The 24,224-nt window shown below is 42.6% G+C and carries 24 protein-coding genes; 10 read left to right on the top strand and 14 right to left on the bottom strand.

From position 1 onward, the window contains the following. The first annotated feature begins 112 nt into the window (after positions 1 to 112). Together ACMUMQ_RS01595 and ACMUMQ_RS01590 are read left to right on the top strand one after the other, a co-directional pair. Positions 113 to 595, top strand: coding sequence for an FKBP-type peptidyl-prolyl cis-trans isomerase (locus tag ACMUMQ_RS01595; RefSeq protein ID WP_414680305.1), 483 nt, complete (start codon positions 113 to 115; stop codon positions 593 to 595). Positions 596 to 812: 217 nt separating this feature from the next. Continuing rightward, positions 813 to 2,690: a methyl-accepting chemotaxis protein gene (locus tag ACMUMQ_RS01590; RefSeq protein ID WP_414680304.1), complete on the top strand. Its 1,878-nt coding sequence runs from the start codon at positions 813 to 815 to the stop codon at positions 2,688 to 2,690. Positions 2,691 to 2,796: 106 nt separating this feature from the next. Here the strand turns inward: ACMUMQ_RS01590 and purD are convergent, their stop codons facing one another. From purD to ACMUMQ_RS01545, 9 genes are all read right to left on the bottom strand, one after another. Further along, the gene (purD, locus tag ACMUMQ_RS01585) at positions 2,797 to 4,083 is read right to left on the bottom strand and encodes a phosphoribosylamine--glycine ligase (RefSeq protein WP_414680303.1); all 1,287 of its coding nucleotides are present in this window, start codon (positions 4,081 to 4,083) and stop codon (positions 2,797 to 2,799) included. 22 nt (positions 4,084 to 4,105) lie between these two features. Further along, positions 4,106 to 5,683, bottom strand: coding sequence for a bifunctional phosphoribosylaminoimidazolecarboxamide formyltransferase/IMP cyclohydrolase (gene purH, locus ACMUMQ_RS01580; RefSeq protein WP_414680302.1), 1,578 nt, complete (start codon positions 5,681 to 5,683; stop codon positions 4,106 to 4,108). An 85-nt stretch (positions 5,684 to 5,768) separates the two neighbouring features. Next, a complete protein-coding gene (gene fis, locus ACMUMQ_RS01575) occupies positions 5,769 to 6,047 on the bottom strand; it encodes a DNA-binding transcriptional regulator Fis (protein ID WP_317004590.1) in 279 nt (92 codons plus the stop codon). Positions 6,048 to 6,127: 80 nt separating this feature from the next. Beyond that, on the bottom strand, positions 6,128 to 7,096 hold the full coding sequence (gene dusB, locus ACMUMQ_RS01570) for a tRNA dihydrouridine synthase DusB (protein WP_414680301.1): 969 nt from the start codon (positions 7,094 to 7,096) through the stop codon (positions 6,128 to 6,130). 155 nt (positions 7,097 to 7,251) lie between these two features. Continuing rightward, positions 7,252 to 8,625: a DUF3426 domain-containing protein gene (locus tag ACMUMQ_RS01565; protein WP_414680300.1), complete on the bottom strand. Its 1,374-nt coding sequence runs from the start codon at positions 8,623 to 8,625 to the stop codon at positions 7,252 to 7,254. Positions 8,626 to 8,670: 45 nt separating this feature from the next. Then, positions 8,671 to 9,561: a 50S ribosomal protein L11 methyltransferase gene (gene prmA / locus ACMUMQ_RS01560; protein ID WP_414680299.1), complete on the bottom strand. Its 891-nt coding sequence runs from the start codon at positions 9,559 to 9,561 to the stop codon at positions 8,671 to 8,673. Positions 9,562 to 9,680: 119 nt separating this feature from the next. Further along, the gene (gene accC / locus ACMUMQ_RS01555) at positions 9,681 to 11,021 is read right to left on the bottom strand and encodes an acetyl-CoA carboxylase biotin carboxylase subunit (RefSeq protein WP_414680298.1); all 1,341 of its coding nucleotides are present in this window, start codon (positions 11,019 to 11,021) and stop codon (positions 9,681 to 9,683) included. Between the two features lie 21 nt (positions 11,022 to 11,042). Further along, positions 11,043 to 11,489, bottom strand: coding sequence for an acetyl-CoA carboxylase biotin carboxyl carrier protein (gene accB / locus ACMUMQ_RS01550; RefSeq protein ID WP_414680297.1), 447 nt, complete (start codon positions 11,487 to 11,489; stop codon positions 11,043 to 11,045). 246 nt (positions 11,490 to 11,735) lie between these two features. Beyond that, positions 11,736 to 13,571 (bottom strand): protein-disulfide reductase DsbD, encoded by a 1,836-nt coding sequence (locus tag ACMUMQ_RS01545; protein ID WP_414680296.1) that lies wholly within the window; start codon positions 13,569 to 13,571, stop codon positions 11,736 to 11,738. A gap of 117 nt (positions 13,572 to 13,688) precedes the next feature. On the opposite strand from ACMUMQ_RS01545, the gene ACMUMQ_RS01540 reads away from it, so the two are divergent. The 5 genes from ACMUMQ_RS01540 to ACMUMQ_RS01520 all read left to right on the top strand — a co-directional run bounded on the left by ACMUMQ_RS01540 (position 13,689) and on the right by ACMUMQ_RS01520 (position 17,453). After that, entirely contained in the window at positions 13,689 to 14,561 is an 873-nt protein-coding gene (locus ACMUMQ_RS01540; protein WP_414680295.1) for a hypothetical protein, read from the top strand. A gap of 12 nt (positions 14,562 to 14,573) precedes the next feature. After that, positions 14,574 to 15,623: a DUF2333 family protein gene (locus ACMUMQ_RS01535; RefSeq protein WP_347982875.1), complete on the top strand. Its 1,050-nt coding sequence runs from the start codon at positions 14,574 to 14,576 to the stop codon at positions 15,621 to 15,623. 41 nt (positions 15,624 to 15,664) lie between these two features. Next, positions 15,665 to 16,168: a GNAT family N-acetyltransferase gene (locus ACMUMQ_RS01530; protein ID WP_414680294.1), complete on the top strand. Its 504-nt coding sequence runs from the start codon at positions 15,665 to 15,667 to the stop codon at positions 16,166 to 16,168. Between the two features lie 42 nt (positions 16,169 to 16,210). Continuing rightward, on the top strand, positions 16,211 to 16,798 hold the full coding sequence (locus tag ACMUMQ_RS01525) for a cytochrome b (protein ID WP_414680293.1): 588 nt from the start codon (positions 16,211 to 16,213) through the stop codon (positions 16,796 to 16,798). 79 nt (positions 16,799 to 16,877) lie between these two features. After that, positions 16,878 to 17,453 (top strand): YdeI/OmpD-associated family protein, encoded by a 576-nt coding sequence (locus ACMUMQ_RS01520; RefSeq protein ID WP_414680292.1) that lies wholly within the window; start codon positions 16,878 to 16,880, stop codon positions 17,451 to 17,453. A gap of 21 nt (positions 17,454 to 17,474) precedes the next feature. Here ACMUMQ_RS01520 and ACMUMQ_RS01515 read toward each other — a convergent pair whose 3' ends face one another. The 4 genes from ACMUMQ_RS01515 to ACMUMQ_RS01500 all read right to left on the bottom strand — a co-directional run bounded on the left by ACMUMQ_RS01515 (position 17,475) and on the right by ACMUMQ_RS01500 (position 20,972). Beyond that, positions 17,475 to 17,927 carry an Lrp/AsnC family transcriptional regulator gene (locus tag ACMUMQ_RS01515; protein WP_414680291.1) on the bottom strand — a complete coding sequence of 151 codons (453 nt, stop codon included), beginning with the start codon at positions 17,925 to 17,927 and terminating at the stop codon, positions 17,475 to 17,477. Positions 17,928 to 18,046: 119 nt separating this feature from the next. Further along, positions 18,047 to 19,063: a 1-aminocyclopropane-1-carboxylate deaminase gene (locus ACMUMQ_RS01510; protein ID WP_414680290.1), complete on the bottom strand. Its 1,017-nt coding sequence runs from the start codon at positions 19,061 to 19,063 to the stop codon at positions 18,047 to 18,049. A gap of 238 nt (positions 19,064 to 19,301) precedes the next feature. Further along, entirely contained in the window at positions 19,302 to 19,730 is a 429-nt protein-coding gene (locus tag ACMUMQ_RS01505) for a RidA family protein (RefSeq protein WP_414680289.1), read from the bottom strand. Positions 19,731 to 20,036: 306 nt separating this feature from the next. Continuing rightward, complete coding sequence (locus ACMUMQ_RS01500; RefSeq protein WP_414680288.1) at positions 20,037 to 20,972, bottom strand: DMT family transporter; 936 nt, start codon at positions 20,970 to 20,972, stop codon at positions 20,037 to 20,039. A 135-nt stretch (positions 20,973 to 21,107) separates the two neighbouring features. Here ACMUMQ_RS01500 and ACMUMQ_RS01495 point away from each other — a divergent pair, with 135 nt between their 5' ends. Together ACMUMQ_RS01495 and ACMUMQ_RS01490 are read left to right on the top strand one after the other, a co-directional pair. Then, positions 21,108 to 21,596: an Lrp/AsnC family transcriptional regulator gene (locus ACMUMQ_RS01495; protein ID WP_414680287.1), complete on the top strand. Its 489-nt coding sequence runs from the start codon at positions 21,108 to 21,110 to the stop codon at positions 21,594 to 21,596. A 93-nt stretch (positions 21,597 to 21,689) separates the two neighbouring features. Next, the gene (locus ACMUMQ_RS01490; protein WP_347982872.1) at positions 21,690 to 22,310 is read left to right on the top strand and encodes a phosphoadenosine phosphosulfate reductase domain-containing protein; all 621 of its coding nucleotides are present in this window, start codon (positions 21,690 to 21,692) and stop codon (positions 22,308 to 22,310) included. Positions 22,311 to 22,428: 118 nt separating this feature from the next. Here ACMUMQ_RS01490 and ACMUMQ_RS01485 read toward each other — a convergent pair whose 3' ends face one another. Further along, entirely contained in the window at positions 22,429 to 23,772 is a 1,344-nt protein-coding gene (locus ACMUMQ_RS01485) for an anti-phage deoxyguanosine triphosphatase (RefSeq protein WP_414680286.1), read from the bottom strand. 111 nt (positions 23,773 to 23,883) lie between these two features. Here ACMUMQ_RS01485 and ACMUMQ_RS01480 point away from each other — a divergent pair, with 111 nt between their 5' ends. Then, positions 23,884 to 24,198 (top strand): LysR family transcriptional regulator, encoded by a 315-nt coding sequence (locus ACMUMQ_RS01480; protein WP_414680285.1) that lies wholly within the window; start codon positions 23,884 to 23,886, stop codon positions 24,196 to 24,198. Positions 24,199 to 24,224 lie beyond the last annotated feature (26 nt).

Genomic DNA, 24,224 nt, shown 5'->3' with positions numbered 1-24,224 from the left:
TTGTTTGGGTTCGTGTTGTGGCGGTGTATCGCTTATTGTTGAAATGTAAGATTTGCTTGTATCAAGCGCTCGTTCCCTCATCATTTATGTTTTTATTTATTAGGAGAATACAATGCAAATTACTGAAAACACTGTTGTTAGCATGCACTACACCTTGACTGACGAGCAAGGCCAAGAGCTGGACTCTTCAGTTGGACAAGATCCTTTAGTATTTTTGAGTGGCGCTCAAAACATCATTGATGGTTTGGATAAAGCGCTACAAGGTAAAGCAGCAGGTGAAAAATTAGCTGTATCAGTGGCTCCAGAAGATGGCTACGGTGCAGTGCATCAAGAATTGATTCAAAAGGTTCCTGCAGAAAACTTCCAAGGTGTTGACGATATCCAAGTGGGTATGCAATTCATGGCGCAAACGCCAGGCGGTGAGCAACCTGTTACTGTTATTGGTGTAGAAGAAGACGGCATCATGTTAGATGGAAATCACCCATTGGCAGGTAAAACATTGAACTTTGATGTTGAAATTGTTGATGTTCGAGAAGCTTCTACAGAAGAATTAGAGCATGGCCATGTTCATGGTGACGGTGGTCATCATCATTAATATGTAATTACTAAGTTAGTTTTTACTATTTAATTTTTTAAAGAAAGCAGTCTTCATATTATGAAGGCTGCTTTTTTATTGCTTTATGATAGTATGATTAGATAATGCTCATATTATCAATATAAGCTACAGAGAATTAAGGCGAGTTTGTTTTGCTTACTCTTAATTGTTTTTCTCTAAACTTTTCTTGAAAAGAAGGTATATAGGTTTTTCTAATATGAAAAAATTTAAGTTACAAATCATTTTTGCTCTTGGGGTTATTATAGCCGCAATCATATTAATCATTGCTCTATTGGACTTTTTGGCATTTAGATCTGAAAGTATGGATTTGAATAAACAATTGTTACGAGAGAAAAATGAGACGCTTACAGCTGGAGTAACAGAAAAATTTGAAAACTACCGACTTATATTGGCTTCTATTGACTTGAAAGAACATTCGTTAGGTGCGGATGCTTTGTCTGAGCATAATGCTGCGGGTTTGGCTGCTGTATATGGCATTTTAAAAGAAAGAAGTAATGGTGTTTACCTTTTTGATAAAACGGGAGCTTCTTACCGAAGGGACGGAAGTAATACAGGGCGAGATTATAAACCGCGTAGCTACTATAAAGCGCTTTTTGATAGAAATGAAAAGTTTTATGTTTCCTCTCCTTATATGTCAAAAGATCTTCGTTTTGTTGCTATTGCTTATCGAGTAAATGATGATGTGGCATTAATGACAACAATCCAGTTAGATACCTTCCTAGTTGAGCTTCAAGAAAGAAAAGATCTATTTGTCTATACAGATAATGGCACAGTTATTATTGCGCCTTATGAAGATTTTATTGGTAAAAAGATTCTCGATGTTCGACCAAGATATGAACAATTCACCCCAGAACACCCAGAACTGTCATACACAGCTCCTAGCGTGAGTGATGATGGCAGTGATGTTGACTTTACTGGGTTCTGGGGCCGAATGGATATTAATGGTTGGGAATATGTCAGTGTAACCAAAACTGAGCTGATAAATCGAGGGGCAAATAACCAGCTTATATATTCCCTAATTATTGGTTTGGTATGTTTTGTCATAGCATGCGCTATTTTGTTGGTGGTGATGAATCGACTTGTTCTAAAACCCGTGGGTGGGGCACCGGAAGATATTGCCAAATTGATTGAGAAAATGGCGACAGGTGACTTAACGGCTGAATTAACTCCGTCTAGTAAAGACACAGGTATTTATCGTTCGCTTGTGACACTCTCTAATCAACTTTCTAGTTTGGTGAGTAATTCATTAAATATTTCAGACAGTGTGTCTTCTTCTTCTCAAGAACTAAGTGCGGTAATGAATGACACTTTAAAGAATATGGAAAATGAGAAGTTGCAGGTTGAGCAAATTTCTACCGCCATTTATGAGCTATCTAGCACGTCGCAAGAAGTGAGTAATAAGGCGTTAGAAGCCGAAGAAGAAACTAAGGTTAGCTTGAAAACAATAGAGAGCGGCAAAGTTACATTAGAGGAAAATATTGCTTTAACCCGCGACATAAATAACTCGGTAACCGACACAGCCACAATTGTTAATGAGTTGAAGAGCTTTTCTATTGAGATCGGTACTGTTATTGATGTGATTAATGGTATTTCTGAGCAAACCAACCTACTTGCGTTAAATGCTGCTATTGAAGCCGCTCGAGCAGGTGAAGCTGGGCGAGGTTTTGCTGTAGTAGCTGATGAAGTTCGAACATTGGCTTCAAAAACGCAACAATCTACAGTCAGTATTCAAGAGATTATCTTGAAACTGCAAGAGAAGTCAGAAGAAGCAAGCAGTAACATGACGCAAAACGTCGAATTAATCGATGGCTCTGTGGCATTGGCGGATCAGGTGAAATTGGCCTTCGAAGAAATATCTCAAGCTATTAATGCGATTTCTGAGATTAATGCGCTTGTGGCAACGGCATCTGTTGAGCAAACTGGAGTAACAGAAGATATTTCTAAAAATACCACTCAAGCTTTTGATTTGGTTCAACAAAATGCTTCGGCAATTAATGAAACCTTACAAGCATCAACTGAGTTAGCACGTTTGGCACAAACTCAAAAAGATGAGATGGAGTTCTTTAAAGTATAGAGTTTTATCGAGCAGCTCTCTGAGTTTTTAAAGCTTATCTAACTAAAGCAGCCTCTAGAAATAGAGGCTGCTTTTTATTTTTTGGTCAAATAAAATAAGTTGAGTGTTATTTCTGCTCACGAGCAATGGCGCGATGGCCAATGTCGGTACGGAAATACACCTTGTCCCAAGACAATTTATTTACCACATCGTAAGCGCCAGCTTGTGCATCCGCGACGGTATCGCCAAGAGACACGGCACAAAGTACACGACCACCATTAGTAACGACTTGGCCATCTTTTAATGCCGTACCAGCTTGGAAGACTTTTTGGTGAGCTGGTAAATTAGTATCTAAACCAGAAACAACATCGCCTTTAGGGTAGCTTGCAGGGTAACCGCCAGCGGCCAAGACAACACCTAAGCTTGCTCTTGGGTCCCAATCTGCTTTCACTGTATCTAGCTTGCCATTCACAGCCGCCAAACACATTTGCGCCAAATCAGAACGCAAACGCATCATGATAGGTTGTGTTTCAGGATCACCAAAACGGCAATTGTATTCCAATGTTTTTGGTGTGCCGTCTTCTGCAATCATTATGCCAGCATACAAGAAACCACGATAGCGATTACCTTCAGCGTTCATGCCTTTTACGGTTGGCATGATGACTTCATTCATAATGCGATCATGAATTTCTGGTGTAACAACTGGTGCAGGAGAGTAAGCACCCATGCCGCCAGTGTTAGGGCCAAGGTCGCCATTATCACGGGCTTTATGGTCTTGGCTGGTCGCCATTGGCAATACTGTTTCGCCGTCCACCATGCAAATGAAGCTGGCTTCTTCACCAGTCAAGAACTCTTCAATCACAACGCGGCTGCCGGCTTCACCAAAGGCGTTGCCTTGTAGCATGTCTTCAACGGCTTCAATCGCTTCTGCTTCGGTTTGCGCCAAGATAACGCCTTTGCCTGCCGCAAGGCCATCAGCTTTGACAACAATGGGTGCGCCTTGCTGCTTGATGTATTCAACCGCCGCTGGAATCTCAGTGAAATTTCCGTAGCTTGCAGTCGGAATATTGTGGCGTGCTAAGAAGTCTTTAGTGAAGGCTTTTGAGCCTTCCAGTTGTGCCGCGGCCGCTGTTGGGCCAAAAATAGCTAAGCCTTCTTTTTCAAAAGCATCCACAACACCAATGACTAGAGGTGCTTCAGGGCCAACAATGGTTAAGTCGATCGATTCGCTTTTTGCAAAGGCAACAAGCGCATCAATGTCGGTTACGCCAATATTAACGTTTTCCACTTTGTTTTCTGTTGCGGTGCCCGCATTACCTGGTGCAACGAAAACCTTGCTGACGTCATTTGATTCAGCTGTTTTCCATGCTAGTGCGTGCTCGCGGCCGCCATTACCAATAATAAGAACTTTCATTTTATCTTAATCCTTTTAATGATTAGTGACGGAAGTGACGCATGCCAGTAAATACCATTGCCATGCCTGCTTCATCAGCCGCGGCAATGACTTCGTCATCACGCATTGAACCACCTGGCTGGATTACCGCTGTAATACCTGCTTCAGCTGCTGCGTCTATGCCATCACGGAAAGGGAAGAAAGCATCCGATGCCATAACAGAACCTTCCACTTGTAGGTTTTCGTCAGCGGCTTTAATGCCAGCAATTTTCGCGCTGTAAACACGGCTCATTTGCCCTGCACCGACACCGATGGTTTGTTCTGCTTTTGCGTAAACAATGGCATTGGATTTAACGAACTTAGCCACTTTCCAAGCAAACAATAAATCGTTTAGTTCTTTTTCACTTGGTTGGCGTTTAGAGACGACTTTTAGATCGTCTAGAGTGATGTTGCCATCATCACGATCTTGAACCAATAGGCCGCCGTTTACACGCTTGTAATCCAGTGCGGCAGGTTTGTCCTGTGACCATTGGCCGCATTCAAGCAGGCGAACGTTTTGTTTTGCCGCGACAATCTCAGACGCTTCTTTGCTGACGCTTGGTGCAATGATGACTTCAACGAATTGACGGTCAACAATGGCTTGTGCTGTTTTTGCGTCTAATTCCTGGTTGAAGGCGATGATGCCACCAAAAGCAGAAGTTGGGTCTGTTTTGAAAGCCAAATCGTAAGCTTCAAATTGTGATGCTGCTGTTGCAACGCCACAAGGGTTAGCATGTTTCACAATCACACAAGCTGGCTTGTCGAAGCTTTTTACACACTCAAGTGCAGCATCTGTGTCTGCGATGTTGTTGTATGAAAGGGCTTTACCTTGTAATTGTTTCGCTGTGCTAATGGAGGCTTCTTTAGGATTAGCTTCAACATAGAAAGCGGCTTTTTGATGAGGGTTTTCACCGTAGCGCATTTCTTCTTGCTTGTTGAATTGTAGGTTAAAAGTACGAGCGAAATCTTCACTGCCGCCTTCGACTTTTTTGCCTAAGAAGTTTGCAATAGCACCATCGTAATGAGAAGTGTGCTCAAACGCTTGCACAGCAAGGTCAAAACGTTGGTCGTATGTTAAACCACCATCGGCTTTCAATGACGCCAATAGGCTGTCGTAGCTTGCTGGAGAAACAACAATCGCCACGTCTTTATGGTTTTTGGCTGCAGAGCGAACCATAGTTGGTCCACCGATATCAATGTTTTCAATAGCCATTGGTAAGTCGCAATCAGGGCGCTCAATGGTTGCTTCGAATGGGTAAAGGTTCACGACAACCATATCGATTTCGTCGATGCCGTGTTCTTTCATGATTGCGCCATCGATATCACGACGACCAAGAATACCGCCATGAACTTTAGGGTGAAGTGTTTTCACACGGCCGTCCATCATTTCAGGGAAACCAGTGTAATCGGATACTTCAGTCGCAGGGACCTTGTTTTCAAGCAACAGCTTGTAGGTGCCGCCAGTAGAAAGAATTTCAACGCCTTGAGCCGTTAATTCACGGGCGAATTCGACAATGCCTGTTTTGTCGGAAACGCTGATTAAAGCTCGTTTGATTGGAGTAACTGTTTTTTGATTTGCCATCGTGGTTCTCGCAATAATTTAACACTAAATAAACAAGGGGAAGGTTAAACGTAAAAAGGGCGAATTCGCCCTTTTTTCTTGTGTTCTATAGCATGCCGTACTGCTTCAATTTTTTGCGCAGCGTACCTCGGTTTAAACCAAGAAGAGTCGATGCTTTTGTTTGGTTATCTTTGGTGTAGCTCATCACTGACTCCAGCAAAGGTGCCTCAACCTCAGCTAAAACCAATTGATATAAATCGGTAACTGGCTGCCCATCAAGATGAGCAAAGTAGTTTTGTAGTGCTTTTTCAACATTGTCACGTAGTGTTTGTGACTGCTCTGAAGAAGCGGCTTGAAATGTATATGTATGAGTTTGTTCTACCACAGAATGACCTTCTATTTTTAAAGCTAACCATTTATTAATGTAAATTAGGATTCAATACATTAAGTATGAGGTTTGTTTGCCTACTGACAAACAAAGAACTCTTCTAATTTATCAAGCTGCTCTTGCGTATTATCAATACGGTTAAACAGGCTTCGAAATTGAGTTTTGTCCGCTAACGTTTGCAAGTACCAACCAACATGTTTGCGAGCAATACGCACACCCAAATAGTCACCATAAAACTGGTGGAGGGCGTTAACATGGTTGATGACCAGCTGTCTCACCTCAGACAAAGACGGAGGCACTAACAATTCATTGGTTTGTAAGTAGTGATTGATTTCACGAAAAATCCATGGTCTACCTTGAGCGGCGCGACCAATCATGATGCCATCTGCCTTCGTGTAATCTTTCACAAATTTGGCTGTTTCAGAATCTTTGATATCACCATTAGCAAAAATAGGAATCGTCAAATGCTGTTTGATCTCTGCGATCGTATCGTATTCGACTTGCCCTTGAAATTTACATTCTCGGGTACGTCCATGAATTGCTAAGGCTTGAATACCAATATCTTGAGCCATCTTTGCAATGGTAAGTCCATTTTTCTGATCCTGACTCCACCCTGTACGGATTTTTAGGGTGACAGGAACAGAAACACTATTTACAACCGATTCCAGTATTTCTCGAACAAGTGCTTCGTCTTTAAGTAATGCCGAACCAGCGGCTTTATTACAGACTTTCTTGGCGGGGCACCCCATGTTGATATCAATGATTTGCGCACCTAACTCGACATTTTGTTGAGCGGCTTCTGCCATCATTCTTGGGTCACCACCAGCAATTTGAACCGACCTAGGTGAAACCTCGGCGTCATGAACTAATCGGTGACGGCTTTTTGTCGAGTTCCAAAGGCGAACATCAGAAGTAACCATTTCAGATACAACTAATCCTGCGCCTTGGTCATGGCAAAGGCGGCGAAAAGGTAAATCGGTTACGCCTGCCATAGGGGCAAGGATAACAGGTTTATCAACGCGGTAAGGGCCAATAGCAAATGCCATGCTTTTCCTGAATACTGGATTGAATGTTAAAGATCGTCGACAGTGTCGATCGGGCGTGCATAATACCTAGGCAATTGTTATTTTTGAAGTCTTGACAGACTAAAAATTGATTATTTTTTGTGCTTTTTTTGACTAAGTAGGAAATAACACTCGTTCTAGTAAGAGCGAGTGTTCGAAGGGAAGGTTTTCAATTGGTGCGTCACAGCACGAGCACCCGGATCTTGTATCGGAATGACAACATGAATCGGAGTGTTTGGTGGCATATAAGTGATATCTAAGAAATCTTTGTGTAGGTAGTCACTTGGCGAAAATAAGCGTGCGGCCACTGGTGAGCCATTTAAGTCTGAAAACTCTAAAGCGATTTTCGGCATAGGCTGAGAAAACGGGCTGACATTCGTAATGATTGCATTCACGAGAAGCGAATTTGGGATAGAAGGGTGACTCTGAATTCGTACATGTTGGATGCTAATGGCATCGATGTCTTCAAACCCCGGAAGAGTACAGCCTGAATAAGAGCAGATCATTTGATAGAAAGATCGGAAGTTAGAAGATCGGCTCCCTTCTTCAAAGAAATGCATCGATACTTGCCCTGCTAATAAAGCCAAACCAAGCAATGAAGCGAAGAACCACAAAAAGCGATGTTTGCTTTTGGGTTTGGTGTTTTTCGGGTTTTCTTCCAAAAGCGGAGCAAGGCTTTCTTGAGCCGATAATTGCTCAAGAATCGTGTGTTGATTTTTGGCATCAGAAGGGCGAGTTTGTTCGGATGCGGTTTGAGCCAAAGACTGTAACGCAACCATATAATCTGGTTCATTAGCAGTCTCTGCTTTAGGTGTTGGTTTGCTTTCAATAGAAGGTGTTGGTGAAGAAGGCTTGGCTTCTTCTTTTGTTTTATTAACGACTTCTTTTTTAACTCTTGGCGCTCTCGGTTGAGCACTTAACGCTGCTTCCACTTCGGCTAATTCAACTTCCCAGGGTGCGAGGGAATCATTTCTGTCCGCATGGAGTTCTTTATTGGTTTCGCCACGAGCCGATTTTGCTCTTTCTTGATATTGCTTAGCAGGCTCTTGTTCTTTCTGGGCGTCGGCATTTACTTCAGCCTCTTTTGCTTTTTGCTCTTTCAGTGCTTTTTTACTTGCCGCTAAATCTTCTTCACTGGGTGGTGTCAAATCACTTTCATTGAACAAATTCAGGATATCATCCTCAGTGATGATGCCTTGCTCGCTGATTAATACATTGGGTGATTCTGTTGTGCTTATGGAGGTTTCTTGTGGCAACGATTGTGGTGTTGTCTTTTTCTCTAAGGTGTCCGCTTTTTGAGCGGGTGCTTGGCTCTTTGTCTGAGTCTCAGGCTTTGGCGCGGCTTCAGGTTTTACTGCGGCTTCAGACTGTGTCGGCTTGGAGGCATTAGCATCAAAGATATGGAAACATTGTCCGCATCTGACTTTGCCTTTGGCCATGCTTAATACTTCATCGTTAACACGAAATGCAGTTGAACATTTTGGGCAACGTGTAATTAAGCTATTGGCCATGAGCGTCTTTCTTCCTGTTTTTAATCTGTACTAAATAATTGTTAATTATGGATTTTTTGTACCAACAATACGAACCCATTCTTCCCTTTCTGTTATGGATTCAATAGTAAACCACTCTTGGTACGCTTGAATAACTTCTTCTGCTTGATTAGCAAGAATGCCAGATAAAGCAAGTTGACCGCCAGTTTTTACGAGAGCCGAAATGGTCGGTGCAAGATGCGCGAGAGGTCCGGCAAGAATGTTTGCCACAACAATGTCCGCTTGCAAATCAGATTCATAAGGTGGCAGTTTGACTTTAATACGGCTTGGGTCGATTTTATTGCGCTCCGCATTGGCTTCTGTTGCTTGAACCGCTTGAGGGTCAATGTCGATACCGACCATGTTGTTTGCGCCAAGAAGCAATCCTGCAATACCGAGAATACCGGAGCCACAACCATAATCTATGATGGTTTTATCTTGGCAATCAATGCTGTCTAACCACTGCAAACAGAGTGCCGTAGTTGGGTGTGTGCCTGTGCCAAAAGCAAGTCCAGGATCAAGCATTAATGTGACAGCGTTAGGATCGGGCACTTCGCGCCAGCTTGGGCAAACCCAAAGGCGCTCGCCAAATTGGATAGGGTGGTAGCTGTCCATCCACTCTCTTTCCCAATCTTTGTCTTCAAGGATTTCTATTTTTAAATCCACATCAGTTTCACCCAAAGAGGCGGCTTTGTGTTCAACCACAGGGCGAACGGCTTCTACATCTGTGTCTGCTTCAAATAGTCCAGTGACTTTCGTGTTTTTCCACAATGGCGTGGTATTTAAGTCTGGTTCATACACAGGGTCATCGTGCACATCTTCAAAGGTAACGACCATAGCGCCACATTCTAATAGAGTGTCTTCAAAAGCAGGCACGTGATCGGGTGTGGTATGGATACAAATCTGAAGCCAAGGCATAAAGTGGAGTCCAACAATGAATAAAACAGGAATAGAATAACGAAGCTTGGTGCGAGAGGCGAGAGGAAAATGATAGTCCCTAGTGATTTATGTAATCACTAGGGACGAAACTGCAGTTTTTATAAACCGAGTTTTTTCTCCAAATAATGGATGTTAACGCCACCAGCAATGAAGTTAGTATCATTTGCTAGTTCTTTTTGTAGCTCTATGTTGGTTTTAATACCGTCGATGAAGGTTTCATCAAGAGCGCCAGAAAGGCGTTTTAGTGCTGCTGTTCTGTCTGGTGCATGACAAATGATCTTGGCAATCATGGAATCATACGTTGGTGGAACAGAGTAGCCGCTGTACAAGTGAGAGTCGACACGAACACCCATACCGCCTGGTGCATGGAAGTATTCCACTTTACCTGGGCAAGGCATGAAGGTTTTAGAGTCTTCCGCATTGATACGTGCTTCAACAGCGTGGCCGTTTAGCTTGATGTCTTCTTGTTTCAAAGACAAAGGCAAACCGCTTGCAATACGTAGCTGTTCTTTAACGATGTCAACGCCTGTTACCATTTCAGTAACTGGGTGTTCTACTTGAACACGTGTGTTCATTTCGATGAAGTAGAAACCGCCATCTTCGTACAAGAATTCAAATGTACCCGCACCGCGATAGTTGATCTTGATACAAGCATCAACACAGGCTTTTAAACAAGCTTGGCGAGATTCTTCATCCAGCATAGGTGCTGGCGCTTCTTCCAATACTTTTTGGTGACGACGTTGCAAAGAGCAATCGCGATCATATAGGTGAACGGCATTGCCTTGGCCATCTGCAAGAACTTGAACTTCAACGTGACGAGGGTTTTGTAGGAATTTTTCCATGTAAACCGTGCTGTCACCGAAGTAAGAACCAGCTTCCGATTGAGTGATGCTGATGGACTTTAATAGGCTACCTTCGTTGTGAACAACGCGCATACCACGGCCACCGCCACCTGCTGCTGCTTTAACGATAACCGGGAAACCGATTTCGCGAGCAACACGTAGACATTCATCTGGGTCTGTTGGTACTGGACCGTTAGAGCCTGGAACCGTCGGAACGCCTGCTTCTTTCATTGCTTTGATCGCAGATACTTTATCGCCCATTAGGCGAATAGTTTCTGCTTTAGGGCCGATGAAAGCGAAGCCAGAGTTTTCAACTTGTTCTGCAAAGTCTGCATTTTCCGCAAGAAAACCGTAGCCTGGGTGAATGGCAGAGGTATCTGTCAATTCTGCAGCACTAATGATTGCAGGAATGTTCAGGTAACTTTGCGTTGAAGGGTTTGGACCTATGCAGATAGATTCGTCTGCAAGGCGCACATGTAGTAAGTCGCGGTCAATTTTAGAGTGAACCGCAACGGTTTTGATACCGAGTTCTTTACACGCACGTAAAATACGTAGCGCGATTTCGCCTCGGTTAGCAATCAATACCTTATCGAGCATGATGAAACCTATTGCTTTGGATTAAATGATAGTAACAAGTGGTTGATCAAATTCAACTGGCTCGCCGTCTTCAACTAAGATAGCGCCAATTGTACCGGACTTGTCAGCTTCGATTTGGTTCATCATTTTCATTGCTTCAACGATACAGATGGTATCGCCAGCGTTAACTGTTTGGCCTACTTCGATGAAAGGCTTAGCACCTGGAGCAGAAGACTTGTAATAAGTACCTACCATTGGAGAGTTAACAGTGTGACCAGAAACAGCAGCAGGTGCTTCTGGAGCAGCAGTAGATGCGGCAACTGGAGCTACAGCTGGTGCTGCGGAAACAACTGGAGCGGCCATTGGTGCCATAACCGGGGCACCACCACGACTAATACGAACTGCTTCTTCGCCTTCTTTGATTTCAATCTCGTAGACGTTAGATTCTTCTAAAAGCTCGATTAGTTTTTTAATTTTACGAATGTCCATGCTTACTCTCTTTTATCTGCATTTGTGACTCAGTGATAATAACTTTCACTGACGGTTGGTAATTCTTTTTTGAACTTTAGCTCATTTAAGAGCAAAGCATTTACAATTATGGATGTGTAAATGCTAACAAGGATAGAAATTATCGGTAAAAAGCTAGAAATTGTCCAGTTCTTCGGGAAAAAAACCAAAAAATGTTATCTCTGTTTATTTTTTGAGCTTCTGTAAACTCATCTACTTTTGTAAGGTTTATTGTTCGGCTACAAAGCGTAAACGTTCGATTATTTCGGCTTTAGTCGGCTCACCCATTAGGGTTAGTGCTTTTTGCTCCTGACCTTGAGAGTCTAAGAAAACCAAGGATGGTGGGCCAAACAAATTGAATTTTTCCATCAGGGCTTTGTTTTGATCTGAGTTCTCGGTTACATCAACCCTGATCAGTTGCACCGTTTCTAATAGAGGAGATACGTCAGGAGAAATAAACATGGCTTCTACCTCTCTGCAGCTGATACACCAATCGGCATATAAGTCCAATAAGATAGGGCGTGAGTCTTGATTGTTCACTATGTTGCTAAGTTCTTCCAAGCTGCCAATATGACCATCAAAAATATCACTTTCTTGGGGAACAGTTTGAGACTGAAAAGCGGTTGTCTTTAGTGGTTGGAAAGGTGTCACATTACCCATTGCGCCACCTAAAAATTCAATGGCGCCTATTAATAAGCAAGCGAAGGCCAAAAACCAACGCACGGGATGAGATTTGGTTTGATAGGCTCGATGAACAAAATAGCTGCCGATACCAATGGCAATCACACTCCATAAATACAAATGGCTATCAAGAGGAAGCCAGCGAGTCACTAGCCAAATAGCGACAGCTAACAATCCAAATCCCATAAGCACCTTAATGTCTTCTAACCATTCGCCATTTTTTGGTAATGCTTTAGGGCCAAATAACCCAACCAATAAAAGTGGCACGCCCATGCCTAATGCCATAACAAATAGAGCCAAAGCACCATACCAAGCATTACCTTGGCCGCTGATATACAGCAAAGTTCCTGCTAAAGGGGCGGATACACAAGGTGAGACAATCAAAGTGGACAGCACGCCAGCTAAAAATATACTGCCGCTTGTACGCCAACTAGAACCAGAGTGATTGGTCGAAGTTTGGAGTTTTTGCTGCCAAGATGCTGGCAGTTTTAGTTCATAAATACCAAACATAGCCAATGCCAATAACACGAAAATAACCGCGCTTATGGCCAATAAAATTGGGTTTTGCAATTGAGCTTGTAGATTTAATTGGGTGCCAAATAAGCCAACCAATCCGCCAATGGCTGCATAAGTCAGAGCCATGGCCAAAACATAAACGGCGCTATAATAAAAAGCGCGAGCAGCAGAGCTGCGTGCACCAACCACAATCGCACTGACAATCGGCACCATAGGAAGAACGCAAGGTGTAAGCGACAGCAATAAACCTAAACCAAACAGCACAAGCAATGTGCTCAACACATCACCGGATTGCAATAATTGACTGATGGATTGAGAAGCAGACAAGGCAACATCTGTTGTCGGCAGCGCACTATTAGAGCCAGTCGTGGATGCTTGGTAAGTGCCTGAGCTGTTATTGATTAAATCAGGTGAAGACAATACTGGAACGGTGAAGTCTAAAGGCACTTTTTGCGGCGCGTAACACAAACCTTTATCGGCACAGCCTTGGTAAGACAGTATGGCGCTTAACTGAGTGCCTGCTGGAAGATTAATGTCGTAATAAATAGGTAAGGTAAACTGGTTTCGATAAACGGTGACTTCACCGTAATAAGCGTCTTGTTTTTTCTCTCCGGGAGTAAATGGGGAAAAGTGCAGTTTATCTGCGTCTTTTCCAGACAAACCAAATTGTTCTTGATATAAATAGTAACCATCATGGATTTGCCAAGAAGCAATGATTTTGCCATCTTCAGCCGCTGAAATGGATAGCTGAAAAGCTTGATCGACAGGTAAAAAGTCAGGTTCAGAAAGCTTAGAAGTTGGGGCAAAAGTGAAAGCTTGAGAAGCCGTGTGAATCGTCAGTAAAAATAAACAAAAAAGTAAGCGCATAAACATCTTCAATTGGGGTGAAAGCGCGGTTTAAATGGAAAATCCAAATCCATCGCTCTAGGATAGAGGATGTAGACTATCAATCCATCTTAAAGTTGCCAATCGCAAGAGGATAAATTGAATAAAAATCTAATTTCTTTGCCATTTCTTGTGCTTTTTATTGTTGGTTGTCAGCAGAATGTCGCGCCTTCAAGCGACTCAGCTCTCATTGCAGAATCAGCGCAAGCCTCTCTTATTGACGAAACCGAATCAGAAGTAACGAATGATCAATTTGAATCAGAAGCGCCTACTCAAGGCCAAGTCGAAACTATCGTTGTTGAAAAAGAACTGACAGCGTCTGAAAAACTGACTTTAAGTCTGATTGAAAGAGGTGAACAAGCCTTGTCCGCGCAGCGACTTTTGACACCAGAAGAAGACAACGCCAACTTATATTTCCAAGCTGCTTTGGGTCGAGATCCGGGGAACTTTCGTGCTACACAAGGTATCGCGAACATAGTTGAAACTTACACAGATTGGGCTTGGGCATCAGCCGTAGGAAGAGGTTATAAACAAGCCGATCGCTATTTAGACCTTGCTCGTTCAGTAAATCCAGAAGATCCTCTTATTGAAGATATGGCGGCTCAAATCAGAGACCTGCAGACAAGGCGCGCGCAAGAAGCACAATATCGAGCACAGCAAGCGGTCAAAAAAGCGGCAGCCGCAAACAGTAATGATGAAACAGCAGAACAGAATGAAGAAGAGTCCATTCAAAAAGGCGTTTACAACTTGCCTGAAACGCTCTTTAGTTTGAGTGATGAAGAGATTATTGGCAAAATTCAGCCTATTATAGATGAAGTGGCTAAAACGGAGCAGTCAATTGCCATTTATTGGCCGAATGATAAAGAAGCACGTCTGATTTATCAGATAATTAACAGTCGTATTCCAGAGTTTCGTGTGCGCGCAATGACATTTCGTCAAGCGGATCACACAGTAGAATTACAACAAGATTAAGGTAGGACAATAATGTCGTGGTTAGTTGATAAATTTAAAGGTTTAAGTGCGCGGGTGGACTTTTCAGGGATTTGGAAAGTGATCATCGCGGTTGTTGCGGTTATTTGTGTACTCCTAAGTTTTCTAGGTATGTACTGGAGTAGTGAGCCGGATTCTTTTGATGTGGTTGCCACGGCAAAAGAGAAAGCAGAAGCCAAAGGCTACTTGAATAACAGTAAAAAATTAGTGGTTGGTTACACAACTGCCAGCACTTTACATACCATTATTGGTACTTTATTGGACAAACCAGGCGGCTTTATTACTAATGATGTCACGCCACCAGGGCTTTTCATGGATAACATGCCAGCATGGGAATTTGGTGCCTTAGTTCAGTCGCGAGATTTAGCAAGAGCCTTGCGCAAAGAGTTCAGCCGTTCTCAGTCTCAATCAACCGAAGATGTGAACTTAAAAATCGCCGAGCCACAGTTTAACTTTGACACCAAAAGTTGGGCGCTGCCTTCTAGTGAAAGCGAATATCGCCGTGGTAATAACGAGTTGATGGAATATCTTGATCGTCTTGCTGATACCAGTAAAAACGACGCACAGTTTTATGCTCGTGCCGATAATTTATCGGATTGGTTATCTGACGTAAGTACTCGTTTGGGAAGCCTTTCTCAACGTCTTTCTGCAAGTGTGGCGAATGTTCGTGAGAACACAGATTTAGCAGGAGACAAGAACGCTCGCCAAACCAGTGATACTGGTACTTATCAATATGTGAAAACGCCTTGGAGCAAAGTAGACGATGTATTTTATGAAGCACGAGGAGCAAGTTGGGCGCTGATTCATATGTTACGTGCAGTGGAAGTGGATTTCTTCTTTACCTTGCAAGATAAAAACGCCTTAGTCAGTTTGCGTCAGATTATTCGTGAGTTGGAAGCAACACAAACCAGTATTTGGTCGCCTATGATTCTAAACGGCAGTGGTTTTGGGGTATTAGCCAATCACTCTTTGGTCATGGCGTCTTATATTTCTAGAGCCAACACAGCCATTATCGATTTGCGAACTTTGCTTGAGCAAGGCTAAACGGCAAGCAGAAGCAATACGGATTTTATAAAGGTATTGATATGGGGAAGATTCGGACAGCAGAGTTAGACGATGCTCCCCATATTTTGTCTATTTTTCAACTCTGTGACCCTTTCGCAAAGAGCACTCAGCGAAACTCTCATATCAGCTTAATTGATGTTATGGACTGGCTGGAAAATGCCACAGACAAACACCCAATGCTGGTGTTTGAAGAGGCAGATAAGGTAATTGCATGGTGCTCAATTGAACCTTTCTACGGGTTGCCCGCTTTCGACACTGCATCCGAAATTAGCCTTTATGTTTCACCTCAATGGCAGGCTAAAGGCATTGGAAAAAAACTCATTCAATATTTAGAAATACAGCAAGCCAGTATTGGCTTTACTCATCTTGTCGCCTATATCTACGCTAGCAATACCAAGAGCCAGACCTTCTTTGAAAAACAGGCATTCCAACAATGGGGAAGTCTTCCTAAAATCGCGCAGCAACAAAATGAAAGAGAAGATGTCTATTTATACGGCAAAATTTATGGTGCCAGCGATTCATAGAAACCTATTTTTAGTCTTAATATCAGCAGGAGAGGAAAGGCGATGATCAAAAATACTGAAAGAAGTTATGGCAGTGTTGCCAAGTGGTTTCATTGGCTGGTGGCGCTTTGCATTATTTCTGCCTACGTCATTATTTATTATAAGCTGTGGTTTTTGGATTCGGATGACGCTTCGTATCGCTCAATGTTAAGCATTCATGTGGCCATAGGCTTTAGTGTGATTGGCTGGGCGTCTTTGCGCATCATATGGAAATTCATGAACCCTCAACCCAAGATGCCAGATATGCCGAAATGGCAAAGTATGAGCGCTCATGGCATGCATGGGCTTTTGTATTTCTTTATGTTTGCTATGCCTATTTCTGGGTGGTTTGGCTTCGGCGGCTCTGTTAATTATGGATTCTTTGAAATTCCTTCCTTTCGTAACACAGGACTTGGGCAATGGATTTTAGATTTGTTCAACACAGAGTGGGACGTTTGGGAAAAGAAGTGGGACTTTTTCCATAAAGACGTCAGTGGTCCTTGGATACTTTGGGTGTTGGTTGTTGCTCATGTTGGTGCGGCTTTACATCACCACATAGTTAAAAAAGACAACACGCTAACACGCATGTTGCCAGGGAAAAAAGAGAAATAGAGCAAACTCTAGGTGTTAGAGCTAACGAGCGGTGTTTGGATTCTTGTATCTAAACACTGCTTTCAAGGAAAAGGGGCTTATGTCGGATCCAACAAATCAAAACACATTAATGTTTTCAACCGCAAATGAGATTGCTGATTGGCTTAGGTCTCATCACGATTCAAAAATGGAATTGTGGGTGAAAATCTTTAAGAAACAATCTGGTGTGATGAGTGTGACTTGGGATGATGTTGTGGTCGAGTCCTTGTGTTGGGGTTGGATTGATGGCATTAAAAAGTCTCTTGATGATCAAGCCTATTTGCAGAGAATCACACCAAGAAAATCGCGTAGTGTTTGGTCAAAGAGAAACCGTGATCATGTAGAGCGGTTGATCGCTGAAGGTCGAATGGAGGAAGTAGGGCTTGTTCATGTGCGTGCGGCACAAGCCGATGGACGCTGGGAAAATGCTTACTCTGTCAGTGAGATGGAAGTTCCGGAAGATTTCATCAAGGCGTTAGAGGATTACCCTGAAGCGAAGGCGTTTTTTGCGGCCTTAACCAAGTCCAGTCGTTATGTGATTGCTCATGGTTTAACAAGTGCAAAGAAGGCAGAAACGAGGCAAAGACGTTTCAATAAATTTATGGACAGTTTAAAACAGTCCCAAAAGCCGACTTAAGTTTTTCGTTTGTGTCTATTGTTAGAAAAACAGTGGGGCATTGTCTTGAACTTCTTTCATCACGAAAAAAGTTCTAAGCTGGCGCACGCTGGGTAGCTCCAGTAGTTGATCGCTGTGCAGTTTGTTGAAATCCGCCATGTCTTTAACGCGAACCTTTAAAAAGTAGTCAAAATCTCCCGCCACAAGATAGCAATCTAAAATAAAAGGCAGTGTTTTTATAGAAGCTTCAAAGGAGGCAAAGCTTTCTTTTGTTGATCGATCAAGCACAACCCCCACCAAAACCAAGGCGCTGCGATCGACTTTTTCTGGCGCGATGATGGCTCTTACTTCACTAATATAGCCTTCTTTGAAAAGCTGGTGAGTGCGGCGATGACAAGTGGCTGGGCTAACGTTTACTTTGTCGGCTAAGTCGGCGTTGGTGAGTCGTCCATCTTCTTGTAAAAGATGTAAGATTTTCTTATCAACTTTATTCATGCTGGATTCTTCTCACTTTTCTTTATTTGATGAAATTATCATATAGAAATTAAAAGAAGAGTGAAATAACACTTCTCGGGATTGTCCGAAAAGTGTTATTTCGTGGCTTTCAATCAGTCTTAACCATTACGATATGTGTAGCTGTACCCATTCAATGCTGGCGCACCGCCAAGATGAACATAAAGAACTTTTGATCCTTCAGGAATGTCACCTTTTTTGATCAAGTCGATCATGCCTTGCATGGATTTACCTTCGTAAACAGGGTCTGTCATCATGGCTTCTGTTTGAGCAGCAAGGCGAATGGCATCATTGGTTTCTGCACTTGGAACGCCATAGGCTGGATAAGCGTAATCTGGGTTAATGACGATTTCTTCATCTGTCACCTTGCGGCCTAATTCAACTAACTCGGCTGCATTGTCAACAATTTGGCGAACCTGAGAGCGAGTTTGTTCAACAGTGCCAGAAGCATCAATACCAATAACACGATCCGCACGACCTTGGTCAGCAAATCCCACAATCATGCCAGCTTGAGTGGAGCCAGTAACAACACACACGACAATGTAGTCAAATTTGAAACCTAATTCTTCTTCTTGCTTTTTCACTTCTTCAGCGAAGGCCACATAACCAATGGCACCAAATTTGTTAACGGAGCCACCAGCAGGAATACCGTAAGGCTTGCCGCCTTCGGCCTTAACGTCTGCAATGGCTTTTTCATAGGAAGTACGAATGCCAATATCAAAGCCGTCATCAACAATGCGGCTGTCTGCACCCATTAAACGCGTCATTAGAATATTACCAACACGGTCATAAACAGCATCTTCATGTGGTACCCAGCTTTCTTGTACTAGGCGGCATTTCATACCAATTTTTGCTGCCGCAGCCGCGACCATACGTGTGTGGTTTGATTGTACGCCACCAATGGATACTAAAGTGTCGGCACCAGAAGCAATGGCGTCAGGAATAATGTATTCCAATTTACGCAACTTGTTTCCGCCCATAGCTAACCCTGAATTACAGTCTTCGCGTTTTGCGTAGATTTCTACTTTTCCGCCTACGGCTTCTGTTAAACGTGGTAAGTATTCAATGGCTGTTTCGCCGAAGGTGAGGGGGTATCGTTCAAATTTATCAAGATTCATGTTTCGTTCCTTTTGTTAGTTTGTGCTAAATAGATTAGCTTCTTAGAAATGAAATGTGCTCTCGATTTTTTATTAATATTTATTTTAAATTATCTTAATTTTGTATATTTATAATTTTATATCTGTATTTTATTGTGTTTTTTGAAATATCCTTTCATTTTAAATTTTGGGTTTAAAAAATCCGCCAATAGGCGGATTTCTTGTAATGCTTGATATATGGGGGCTTGTAAGATTTGCCCTAAGTAATGACAGCCAGCTCTTCTAGGCTAAAGCGATTGGGTAGAATGACAATGCCGTCTGCACTGATATCAGCTTCATTCTCCAAAGCTTTTACAACTAAAGTTGTACGACAAGGATAAGGGGGGCTGAAATAATGTTCGATTGCTTGGTTGGCTGTATCAAGATGAGATAGGTCTGTTAGGTAGATATTGAGCTTCACCATGTTTTTAAGTGAACCGCCAGCGGCTTCACTCATGGCTTTTAAATTCTCGAATACTGTTGTGGTTTGCGCTTCTATTGAGGCTTTATTTGTATTTGATGGATCGGTCATTGTGTCAGTGGATTGCCCAGAAATAAATACTAGCCTGTCGGCTTGAATCGCCTGGGAATACAATTCATGGGGCTCGATCGCCTTCTGAATGTTTGTGTCTCTAAGAAAGCTTGTCATGGATGTTCCTTCCGCTTAGTTATTTTATGAAATAAACCTTCACACACTTTTTATAATAAGAATGGTATAGAGGACGTTTTAGGGTGAACTCTATTGTGTGCATAAAATTTATACACTATTAGATTACTCTGATTGATGAGTAAAGTGCTTTCATAATTCGCTTATATCTTCCGTGATGTTTCTTATGATGAGATTTTATGAAGGTATATTTCAAATATTCGATAGAAAATGAAATATACCTTCATGGAAAGGCGTCTTTGGAGTGATGGTCTGATGTTTTGAAATAAGCTCTAAACCGCTATGGGCTTACTTCTTAGCGCTGATGATGACAAAAAATATGCCGCTGCAAATTAACAAGGCTCCAGCAATCAATGGAATGGTTAGGGCTTCACTCAAAAAGAAATTTGAAAACAGTAGTCCTGTTACTGGCACGCCAAGCATGGAAGTTGAGACAAAAGTGCCAGACAGTTTTCGACTTGCTCCGTTTACAGCGCAAAAGCAAAACGCGGTGGCAAGAGGGCCGAGATACAGGCAAATTGCCCAAAAGTCAGCACTGCCATCGCCGGTAAATGGACCTTCAATCCAATAGGCTAGAAAAACCAATGGAACTGTTGCTGTTAGCATCTGCCAAGGTGCGAGTTGGTAAGCGGTGGCAGAGGATTTTGAATGACGCAAATGAATGATGCATAAGCTCCAGCAAAAAGCCGCAATCAGTAGCAAACCGTTTGCCATTAATAGTGACGAGTTGCTCCAGTCAAAACTAAAAGGGTTAAACAAAGTAATAACGCCAGCTAAACCTAAGATGACGCCGAGCCATTGCTTTGCCGCTAAGGTTTCGCGAAAAAAAGCCACAGACAAGGGGAGTACCCACAATGTGGTGGTGTAGGCGAGAATCGCTGAGCGTCCAGCGTCCACTTGAGTCATGGCAATGGAACCAAGCACTGTGAATGCCATCATTTGTATTAGACCGATGCTGAGTATTAATGGCAGGTCTTTTTTTGTTGGAATATAAAGGCTTTTAGTTATGAATTGGAAGGCAAATAAAGCCGCGCCACCTAAAGCGAATCGCATCATGGAAAACCAGAATGGCGTAATGTGATTCAAACCTGCTTTCATCACAGGCCAATTTCCTCCCCAAATGATGATGGCAACAAATAAAACACACAGGGCTTTTGTCTGCGGAGAAAGCAAAGAAATGTTCCAAGAATCTTTCGTGATAGGTGGCATTAAGATTTTAGACATATTGGACTCACATTCATTAGATGGCTTAGAAATAGAGTATCCAAATTCTTTCAGAGAAAGTTTCTTTTGTTTGTCGTATAAAGTTTTATTGCAGTATATATTATCTGGATTAGGTTGATTTAGGAGATAATTTGTATGGTTAAGCTCGATAATAAAGATATCGCCATTCTTAATAACTTGCAGATTAATGGTGATATGACAAATGCAGAGCTGGCGAGTCTGGTGAATTTGTCGCCAACACCTTGCTTTAATAGAGTGAAGCGACTTGAGGAAATGGGCATTTTAAATGGCAAGGTTTCTCTTGTTTCCGCGAAGAAGCTTGGCTTGCATGTGAACGTTTTTATTCACATACGGCTAAAGAAGCAAGATGAAGAAGCACTAGAAGTTTTCGAAAGTGCCATCGCCGAGTGCCCAGAGGTGATGGAATGTTATTTGATGACAGGGGATGAAGATTACTTGTTGCGAGTTTTGGTGCCAGACATTCAGGCATTAGAAACCTTGATACTCACGCGATTAACCAAAATCCAAGGCGTGGAAAATATCCGCTCTAGCTTTGCGTTAAAACAGGTGCGATATAAAACGGCTTTGCCTTTACCAGAAAGTGGGATGGCGCTTAATTTGTAGGCGTTATTGCCTATAAATTACCGTAGATAATTTTTTTAATTAATGGCATTCTAGCGAAATTGCATTTTTTATAATTTATTTATAGGTTTTTGTATGATCGATATAGCTAAAGCGAATAAAGAGTTGAGCGCTGCAACGCCATTGGACATTATTAAATGGGCTGTTGAGCAAGGTAAAAAGCCGATTGTTTCTACGCATTTTGGACCAATGGAAGCCGTGGTTCTTCATACCGCAGTGCAGGCTAAAAAAGACATTACTGTGGTTTGGGCTGATTCTGGCTATAACACTCGTGATACTTATCTTGTGGCTGAAAAACTCATTGCTTCTCTTGAGCTGGAAGTGGAAGTTTACACGCCAAAAATTACAGCTGCTCGTTGGGATAATGCCTTTGGTGGTGTGCCTGATGTGGGCGAAGAAAGTCACGATGCTTTTACTCAAAACTTCAAGCTAGAGCCATTCACAAGAGCCATGAAAGAAGTCGCTCCAGATGTTTGGATCACCGGTGTGCGTTCAGAGCAAACAGCCTTCCGTCAAAATATGGAAGTGATTAGCCAAGGCGCGGATGGAGTTATCAAGGTTGCGCCTTTCTTACATTGGAAAGAAGCGGATATGTTGGCTTACTTGAAAGAGCATGACTTACCAAACGTTGAAAACTACTTTGATCCAACAAAAGGTTTGTCTAACCGCGAATGTGGTCTGCACACTCAGCTTTAATCAGTAGAATATAGCGAAATAGAAAAGCCCCAGACTCAAATGCAAATTTTGAGTTTGGGGCTTTTTTTTATATTTCATGTGTTCTTATGAAATGAAGTGACAGGATGATTGAGTTGCACTACATCGGTTCAAATACAGAGCCTAAGCTTGGCACAAACAACTTGTTGTACATACGGCTCGCATAATCGTCCGTCATGGATGCCATGTAATCACAAATTATTCTAAGCCCGTTTTCACCTTGTTCTTGGCTCTTACGCCATTCTGTTGCTATCTCTCTTGGTAACAGTCGATTTGGGTCTGCGGCGTAAGCTTCAAACATTTCTAAAAGCATTTGCTGGCCTTTATAGACGAGCATTTGTACTTCTGGTCGTTGAATTATGTGCTGCATTTCAAACTGCTTTAGCAAAGAAAGTGCTTGGCGCTGACCTTCTGGCAAGCCAACTTGGAAGCGCAGTAATGGGTGTTCAAAGTTTGTATTTTCAATCACTTGGCACGAAGTGATAAACCAACTGACAAGATCGCCAATAGCCTCTTTGCGTAGATGACTCTGGCGGCTGAACAATTGCGTGCGAATGTTGTTTAAGTTTTTCGCGAGATAAGGCGAAGCAAGCGCGGAAAGCTTAGGTTCCAAATGCTCTAGCCACATATCTTTGGTCACCATGCCAAGCACAATGGCATCTTCTAAATCGTGTACACCGTAAGCAATGTCGTCCGCGAGGTCCATAATGCTGGTATCAAAGCTAGAATGAGTTGCTTTTGCGTGATTCTTGTCTGTTCTTCTGACTGCTTGTAAAGCCGTTTTATCGGCTTCGCTGAAGGGTTGAAGAATCCAGTTTAATAGATCTTCTTCGTCTTGATAAACGCACTTCGGTGGCGCCCATTGGGATGCTTTAAATTGGCGGAAATTGGTGTGCTTTTCCGGATAAGTTCCAACCACGTTTTGGTATAAAACAGGGTATTTCAGAATGCCCAATAAAGTGCGTCTCGTCACATCCATACCAAAGTTTTGCGAGTAAGAACCTCGTTTGCCTAATATGCGCAGAGATTGAGCATTGCCTTCAAAGCCGCCGTGAGACTGCATCATGTAATTCAATGCAATCTCTCCACCGTGACCAAAAGGTGGGTGACCAATGTCATGGCTTAAACAAATGGTTTCGATGAGTGAATCGTCTGCGAGCCACTTTTGGAAATCCGCATCAGCAGGGGAGCTATGTTTCAGTTGATGAACAATACCGCTGCCAATTTGTGCCACTTCTAAAGAGTGAGTAAGACGGGTGCGACTGTAATCGTTTTGGCGAATGGCAAGAATTTGAGTTTTAGACTGCAAACGACGAAACGCAGCACTGTGAATGATGCGGGCGCGATCTCTTTGATAAGGTGTTCGATAGTCGTTATCGCGGGATGCTTTGTGGCCAGATTGCCTTTCGTACCAAGGTTGTAGGTCATCTTGCGGTTTTGTCATTCTTGTCATCCACTCGGGTTAATTACCGTCAATCTTTCACGAAAACACGATATAGGTCAATGTTCCTATGAAAAGGCTTGGGCATAATGAAATGAATTATAAGGAATCTTTATGTTCAATACACAGCATCTCATGACATTTAAAGTGTTGGTCGAGACGGGGAGTTTTACCCGAACGGCAAAACAATTGGGTTTAACTCAGCCAGCCGTGAGTCAGCACATTCAAAAACTGGAAGGCAAGTTGGGGAAACCATTATTAACTCGACATGGCCGTACAACTGAAATTACGCAGGCCGGCAGTATTTTGCTTGAGCACATTCAAGCACTAGAAGAGTGTTACGAGCGTTTTGATACAAGATGGCAAATGTATCTCATGACAGAAAGTCCGAGGATTGAATTCAGCGCTGTAGAGCAAGTTGAAGCCTAATCCTGTTCAAACTGGCAAGGTGGCAA

It is taken from the genome of Marinomonas algae, from assembly GCF_047525555.1.
Classification (GTDB): Bacteria; Pseudomonadota; Gammaproteobacteria; order Pseudomonadales; family Marinomonadaceae; genus Marinomonas.
This window is presented reverse-complemented; position numbering and strand designations above follow the sequence as displayed.